The organism is Caballeronia sp. (genome assembly GCF_028292365.1).
In the GTDB taxonomy this organism is placed as follows: Bacteria; Pseudomonadota; Gammaproteobacteria; order Burkholderiales; family Burkholderiaceae; genus Caballeronia.
Genome location: NZ_JAQGMM010000152.1, coordinates 22,087 through 28,351, shown reverse-complemented (window position 1 = coordinate 28,351; position 6,265 = coordinate 22,087). Strand labels below are relative to the sequence as shown.

At 57.8% G+C, this 6,265-nt stretch carries 5 protein-coding genes and 1 pseudogene; 4 read left to right on the top strand and 2 right to left on the bottom strand.

Translation table 11 applies throughout. The features are described from left to right. Positions 1–210, top strand: a pseudogene (locus tag JWR14_RS09340) (sterol desaturase family protein); the annotation flags it as partial. A gap of 177 nt (positions 211–387) precedes the next feature. On the opposite strand, the gene JWR14_RS09335 reads toward JWR14_RS09340, so the two are convergent. After that, positions 388–576, bottom strand: a complete 189-nt coding sequence (locus tag JWR14_RS09335) for a hypothetical protein (protein ID WP_299704914.1) — start codon at positions 574–576, stop codon at positions 388–390. 601 nt (positions 577–1,177) lie between these two features. Here JWR14_RS09335 and JWR14_RS09330 point away from each other — a divergent pair. From JWR14_RS09330 to JWR14_RS09320, 3 genes are all read left to right on the top strand, one after another. Further along, entirely contained in the window at positions 1,178–2,596 is a 1,419-nt protein-coding gene (locus JWR14_RS09330; protein WP_299704912.1) for an amidase, read from the top strand. Between the two features lie 292 nt (positions 2,597–2,888). After that, complete coding sequence (locus JWR14_RS09325; protein WP_299704909.1) at positions 2,889–3,851, top strand: quinone oxidoreductase; 963 nt, start codon at positions 2,889–2,891, stop codon at positions 3,849–3,851. A gap of 422 nt (positions 3,852–4,273) precedes the next feature. Continuing rightward, positions 4,274–5,173: a LysR family transcriptional regulator gene (locus JWR14_RS09320; protein WP_299704906.1), complete on the top strand. Its 900-nt coding sequence runs from the start codon at positions 4,274–4,276 to the stop codon at positions 5,171–5,173. A gap of 70 nt (positions 5,174–5,243) precedes the next feature. Here JWR14_RS09320 and JWR14_RS09315 read toward each other — a convergent pair whose 3' ends face one another. Beyond that, the gene (locus JWR14_RS09315; protein ID WP_299704904.1) at positions 5,244–6,242 is read right to left on the bottom strand and encodes an AraC family transcriptional regulator; all 999 of its coding nucleotides are present in this window, start codon (positions 6,240–6,242) and stop codon (positions 5,244–5,246) included. Between the last annotated feature and the right edge of the window lie 23 nt (positions 6,243–6,265).

The following is a 6,265-nucleotide window of genomic DNA, read 5'->3' as shown; positions in this document are numbered from 1 at the left end:
CGCTCTCGCAATCCGCTAGTCGTCGAATTCGAACACTGGGTCAGCCTCGCCCGTGACGTCGTGTCGGCCGGCAGCGTGTGGACTGCAATCAGCTACGTGATGCTGCCGCCGGGCTGGCGCGCGGACGGTGCAAGCGAAACAACCAAAGCGCTGCGTCAGCAAAATCTGTCCGCACGTCGCATCGCTCCAGTCGGTACGCAGGGACGGTGACGAAATCTCCCGATACGGCTCGAGTTCATATCGGCGATATTGCGCGTTCGCCAACAAGACAAGCCGCGCGGCCAACGCTTTTCTAAAAGCATAAGGGCCGGTAATCCAGCCCTTATGGAAGTCCCCATCTGTACTCATATTTTTGTTTTCTACCCGCGCCGTTTATCAACGGTCTGATTATGCAGGCAACTTCATCGACACGTGGGGGGCTGGCTCGGGCGTATCCACTCCCATCCCGGCAATAACCCGGTAGAGTTCAACGAGTGCTTTTTCCTTCTCTACATCGTGTCCACCAACAACACGGGCCATATCGGAAGAGGAAAGTTCGTCCTCCTGACGCAGGTCAACAATATGCAGTGTGTTCATTTTGATTCACCTATTAAAAGTAGTTTGGCAACAAGACCCGGAATGAAACTGAGCGGTTTTGATTGACGCTCGCTAAGCTACACCTCACGATCTGTGCCAAGCTCGCCTTCGTGCACGCGACAAGGCATAACATACTGTTTTAAATAGAAATTTTGACCTCGCCTCTTCTGTACCAACGGCTCAAGGTATGCGGCATGTGGGCTCTGTTCCAACACATGACAATGCTTTGTTGGTTATTTAAAAACACGGCGTAGTCGGCCCGGAATCAAACCAGTTGAACACGGAGTGATTCACGGGGAGGAAGCGGCCTGGTCCTGTGCAAAATGGTCAACCTATCCGCCGAAAGGTGTTGGCGACTGTCGCTTTAGCTTGCTCGTCGCCATTCGTCAGGTCTTTATGCTAATGAATGGCGGCGGTACAGGTTGACACCGCACTATCCAGCGCGCTGGAGAATGTTTCCAGGAACTCCCGTTTATCTTCCGTCAGTGCGCGCCTACACTCCGTCCGTCTTAGCGATATATGCCTATGTGCCGTGCATCCCACGGCCCTGATTTACGCGCATATATCCCATTGAATGTACGTCCACGAATAGGCGGCAAACATGAGCTTCACGAACGATGACACAAAGATTTTTTATCGCGATGCCACCGAACTGGCGCGTCTGATCCGGACCAAAGAGATCTCGCCCGTAGAAGTCATAAAGGTGCACTTGGATCGCATCGAGATGGTCAACCCGAAGGTTAATGCGGTCGTTACCTTGATGCGAGACAACGCGGTCAACGCTGCCAAAGCGGCAGAAAAAGCCGTAATGAACGGCGACGTGTTGGGCCCACTGCACGGCGTACCGTTCTCCATAAAGGATGCACTGGATACGGCTGGCGTTCTGACCCAACGCGGCTCCAAGCTCTTCGCGGGAAACGTACCCGCACAGGATGCTACCTCCGTTGCTCGATTCAAGGCCGCTGGCGGAATCCCGCTGATGAAGAGCAATCTTCCCGAATTTTCCGCGTGGACCGAAACGGACAACCTGGTCACAGGCCGCACCAACAACCCGTGGAACCTCGAACGCACCCCGGGTGGATCGTCTGGCGGGGAGTCCGCAGCGATCGCCGCCGGCATGTCGCCGATCGGCATTGGCAGTGACGTGGCGATCTCCGTGCGCGGCCCGGCTGCATTTACGGGGATTGCCGCTCTCAAGGCTACGCACGGTCGTATTCCGTACACCGGTCATTATCCCAGCGTCATTCAACGCTGGTGGCATGTTGGTCCGATGGCTCGGACAGTACGCGACGTGGCTCTCGGCTATTCGATTCTGAAAGGTCCGGACGGAGTCGATGGTTACGCTGTACATCAGAGCAATGCCGATTCCAGCGATGTCAACCTGGCGGGGCGAGCGCTAAAGGTGGGCTGGGTGTCGGACGGTGCCTTTGGACCCGTTGATCCAGAGATCACCGCTGCCGTGAAGGCCGCTGCAGGCCAGCTCTCCGACCTCGGATTCGATGTCGAAGAAGTCCGCCTCCCGTTCCTGGGCGATCCGTTGGCTACGCTGATGACAACCGTGTACGGCGAGATCGTGCCTTACATCAAGAAACTTGCCGCTGGACGCGAGAGCGACCTGCATGAAATCGGCAAGGGCATCGTTGCATTTTCAGATCCTTCCTTTAGCGACTACCTGACCGCCGAGGGCAACGCCGAAGCGCTGAGATCGGGATTTGCCGGCTTCTTCCAGAAATACGACGTACTGCTGTGCCCGGTGAATCCAATGACTGCAACGCCGCACGGCGCTCAGGAGCTCATGGTCAACGGCGAAAAGGTGTCGTGGATGCACGTCATGAGGGCCACCTCGCCGTTCAATGTGACAGGGCTCCCCGCACTCTCCGTGCCGTACGCGTTCAGTTCGGAAAGCCTCCCGATCGGCATTCAGTTGGTGTCGAAATGGCTCAACGAGGCCACGATCCTGCGCCTCGGTGCGCTCCTTGAGCGGCGCGGCGGCCTGGGTGATCGACGCCCTCCGCTCTGATCAAACCAGTCTCGCCATGAGACGGGTTTGACGCGCGTACGCAACCTTGCCGTCATTATTGCTTTAAACGCGGCAAGGCTGTGCCCTACGCAACCTGCACTCGAACAGCAGTGAGAGCTGACACAGTCGCGCGACCGATTTACCGCTTCCACGACAGGATGATTTGGATGTTTCCAATGATTCCTGGTGATTAGTTTTACTTATGATCTCCGACGATCAATGTCTCATTGTGACGTTGAAAAAAATGAGCGTCATCGCGACAACCACCGGATGTCGAAAATTGAGGTGTGAAATGAAGCAGATTCTCATTCGGAAGACGGGAGATCCCGGCGTGCTGGAAGTAGTCTCTGCGCAGTCGCCGTCGCCGCGGGCCGACGAAGTGCTCGTCGACGTCGAAGCTGCAGGCGTCAACTATGTCGATGTGTACCAGCGAAACGGAGCGGTAGATTACCAGTCCGGTTCCTTTGTGCCCGGCTTTGAAGGCGTGGGAACGATCCGTGAGGTCGGGAACTCCGTGTCATCGCTGAAAGTGGGCGCCCGGGTCGCGTGGATAAATGTTCCGGGCTCCTATTCAGAGCAGGTTGTCATGCCTGCCAACCAGGCAATCGTGATTCCCACCTCGTTCACCACTGACGAAGCACTGCTCTTTCAGGGCATCACGGCTCAATACCTGCTCGCCGAGTATCGGGCCATCAAACCCGGCGACGTTGTTCTGGTGCACGCAGCCGCCGGTGGCGTTGGCCAGTTCCTTGTTCAGTGGCTCAAACGCCTCGGTGCCGTCGTCATAGGAACGGCGTCCACCGAGGAAAAATTAGAGACCATCCGTGCGATAGGCGCTGACTACACGGTGAACTACAGCAATGGTCACTTCCTCGACGCAGTTCTCGCAATAACGAATGGGCGGGGCGTTGACGTCGCGTTTGACGCAGTGGGGGCAACGACCTTTTCCGGGACGGTAAAGGCACTGGCGGATCGCGGAATGGCTATTGCCTATGGGCAAGCGTCCGGAGTCGCCCCTGACGTCCAGATCTATCCGCTGATCCTGAAGGGCGCGCGAGTGGCCGGCGGCTCGATCTTCACGTATATCGAAGATCCGCTGGAAATGCAGCGTCGCGCGGCTGAACTGATCTGCGGCATTGAAGAAGGGTGGCTTAGCGCGCTGAAGACGACACATTTTCCGCTGCATGAGGCAAGTTCGGCTCATCGCGCTATCGAGAGCCGCGGCACGCAGGGCAAGCTCGCCCTGCTTCCATGAATTTGAACGAACCGACATGGCGCTCGTAAGCGACGAACGTCGTCGAATCGACTCGACGCTTAAGCGTTTTTCTGCCTAACGGCGCATTTGAAGATGCTTTACATGAAGGTACATGACATCACGGGTTTTCCCAAACCGGCGCGCATTCGCATCGTTCTCGCTGAAAAGGAATGGACTCTCACGTCTGCCACGGTTGGAGCCGCTGTTTGCCTATCTGAATGACAAAGCAACGACGTCGTCCGTAAGCTAAAACGGTTGCCGCGATGGAGTATCAATCGAAGAATCGGGGTATTGTGGTGGTCCGCTCCATCTGATCGCCGCTGGCAATACCCCGGTTTTCAGCGTGCGCGTCGGAATTCACTGCGGCGCGCCTCGCGCTACCGGTGGATTCTGAGCAGCGGCAACTTCACAGGAGGACGCTGTTGAACAACTTGATGGCGATCAGGGTCTTTGCCAGGGTCGTCGAGACAGGCGGCTTCACGAAAGCAGCCGATTCACTCGGCGTTCCCCTCGCGACCGTTAGCAAACTGATCCAGGATCTGGAATCCGAGTTGCGAGTCAAACTCTTGCAACGGACAACGCGCATCGTGGCGGTAACGCCGGAAGGCGCTACCTACTACGATCGCACTGTACCGATCATGCAGGCGCTGGACGAGATCAACACGTCATTTGCTGTGGAAAATGCGAATCCGGCGGGGAAGATCAAGATCGGGATCAGCGCGTCTCTGGCCACGAGCTTTGTTATACCCGCACTACCCCGGTTTCATGAACGTTACCCAAACGTTGAAGTAGACCTTTCCATTCGCGACAGCTTCAGCGACATGATTCAGGACGGCATCGACTGCGCCGTTCGTGGCGGTCCGATGTACGACGAAGCGCTCGTGGCAAGAGAAGTTGGGCGCGCGAGCTGGACGACGTGCGCCTCGTCTGACTATATAAAGCGCCGCGGGATACCGACCAGTATCGAAGACCTCGAGAGGAACCATACGCTCGTGAGATACATCTCACCGCGAACCGGGCGAATCGTGCCGTCACCGTTCGGGGTGGGCGAGCAGGCAACAGAGATTCAACCCAACTCGTTTCTGAGCGTCAACGAAGGTAATGCGCACCTCGCGGCAGGCCTGGCAGGGGTCGGCGTTATTCAGATCTTCACTTTCAAGGTTCGGCCCTTCCTAAAGTCCGGGCAACTGGTGTCGTTCCTGCATGGTTCGGAACCACCGCCGTACCCTTATCACGTCACGTATCCTCGCAACCGCTACCTCAGCCAGCGTGTGAGGATCTTTATAGACTGGCTCGTCGGGATGTTCGGCGAACTGGGCTGACGGGAGCTAATGGGAGAGGTCGCCTTCCTTGATGTAGCGCCGCGAACTCGATACGGTTTTGCGAGGTGGTCTATCTGTTCGCTTCGCCGGTCAGGGCTTCAGTGACGTGCGATCGAGACGCTCGTGCGGCAACGCGGTATGTCTTGGGTGTGTGGCCGGTTACGCGCCTGAAGGCAGTGCTGAAAGCACTTTCGGACGAATACCCGAGCGCCTGGCCGATCACGGCGATCGGGCTGTTCTCTTCGCGCAACGCCCGCTCAGCGAGGCGCATGCGCCATTCGGTGAGATAGGTCAGTGGCGCGACGCCCACGATCGTTCTGAAGTGGAAGGCGAACGTCGTGCGGGACATTGCGCACGCCTTGGCAAGCTCGTCGAGATGCCATGTGTGTGCGGGGTCGCCGTGCATCAACTGAAGGGCTGGCGCGATGCGGGGGTCACCCAGCGCCCGCAGCCATCCGGCGGGCATCGGGGCGGATGTTTTCAGATGAGCACGCAGGATCTGGATAAAGAGAAGCTGCGCGAGTTGCGCAGACGCGAGTTGCGCGCCTGGCAGGGTGGCGGTCCGTTCTTCAACAAGCTGAGTGAGCAGCCAGCGGAAAGCCGTCGCTTGCGGCGAGCTCGCCGGTACATGAATCCACGGTGGCAGGACATCCGCCAGCAGTTGCCCGCTCGCCGGATCGAGCAGGACGTGGCCGCCAATGTGGGCGAAGTCTGCACCGTCGCCCAGTTGTGCCGTATTTCCAGGGCCCGTGAACAGGCTCATGGCCTCGACCGGAACGACGTCCGGGGCACTGGCGAGCACGAAGGACCGCTTCGCCGCCAGCAGACCGACGTCTCCAGTGTCAAAGCGAACCGGCTCTGCTTCGCCTTCGATACGAACCCAGCAACAGCCCCTCACAACGGCGAAGAACTTGATCTTGTCGGGTGCGGGAAAGCGGATGGCCCATGCGCCACCTGCAGTGAAGCCACCTGTCACAAGTGATTCGGCGCTGGTGAACCTGAGGATGTCGGAGAAAGGGTCGGTGCTCATGTTCGCACTATCGCGCAAGTAAATCGCACTTTCAAGCATTCACAGTCCCGCCATCTCTGTCT